Here is a 1,160-nt window from a genome sequence, read left to right as displayed (position 1 = left end):
AATTGCTTTTTTTGTGCTCTGAATGACAAAAAAAGCTGTATGGAATTTGAACTTTCCACACAACTTATTATAGAACCAAATATTTTTATATCAATAAAAAGCAAGTGCTTAAATGCACTTGCTTTTTATTTTTGTGTGCGGATTAAATCTCATCTTCTTTCCGCTTCCGACGCTTCGTTGCAACACCTGTTAGTAATCCTAGCAGAGCTACTCCCGCTGCTGTCGCTGCCATACTAGATTCCTCCCCTGTATTTGGAAGTTGACCAGTATCTGCTGTATAAACTGGCTTCATGGATTCTTTCATGTGATCAGCATTAGCTGACTTAGAATTTTTTTCCTTCTGAGCAGTTTCTGGATTGAGAGCGTTAATCGCAGTAATACCCGCAGTTGTTGCTGTTTGAACTTCTTCAGAAGTCTTAGCTGCATCAATCGCCGCTTTAGCCTTGTTGGCTTCTGCATCAACTAATGACTTAGCTGCATCTTTCTCTTCTTGAGTCAGATCGTTACGGGCATCAATTGCCGCCTTCTTCGCCGCTGCCGCTTTATCAATGGCATCTTTAGCCGCTGATTTCGCAATAGCTTCTGGATTGATCGCTTGGATTGCAGTAATACCTACAGTCGCTGCTGTTTGAACTTCTTCAGAAGTCTTAGCTGCATCAATCGCTGCTTTAGCCTTGTTGGCTTCTGCATCAACTAATGACTTAGCTGCATCTTTCTCTTCTTGAGTTAGATCGTTACGAGCTTCAATTTCTGCCTTCTTCGCCGCTGCTACTTCATCAATATCTTTCTTCAAAAGATTCTTCTCTGAAGATTCAGTTGATGGGTTCACCGCATTAATTTTGGCAATTCCTGCAGATTTCTCAACTTCTACGGAAGCATCTGTTTGGGCTGCATCAATCGCTGACTTAGCCTTAGCTGCCTCAGAGTCTACTTCTGCTTTCGCTGCTGCTTTCTCTTCAGCTGTTAAGTCATCACGGGCTTCTAGAGAGGCCTTCTTCGCTGCCGCTGCTTCATCAATTGCCGCTTTCGCTGCTGGTTTAACCTCTGCTACTGGATTGATCGCTTGGATTGCAGTAATACCTACAGTCGCTGCTGTTTGAACTTCTTCAGAAGTCTTAGCTGCATCAATCGCCGCTTTAGCCTTGTTGGCTTCTGCATCA

General features: G+C 43.4%; 1 protein-coding gene. It reads right to left on the bottom strand.

All coding sequences use genetic code 11. From position 1 onward, the window contains the following. Positions 1 to 142: 142 nt before the first annotated feature. The coding region (locus N4310_RS08490) for an LPXTG cell wall anchor domain-containing protein (RefSeq protein ID WP_262092831.1) at positions 143 to 1,160 on the bottom strand (1,018 nt) is incomplete at its 5' end.

Source organism: Streptococcus danieliae (assembly GCF_025447695.1).
GTDB lineage: Bacteria > Bacillota > Bacilli > Lactobacillales > Streptococcaceae > Streptococcus > Streptococcus danieliae.
Note: the sequence above shows the minus strand (reverse complement) of the source record. Positions and strands in the feature narration are given on the sequence as shown.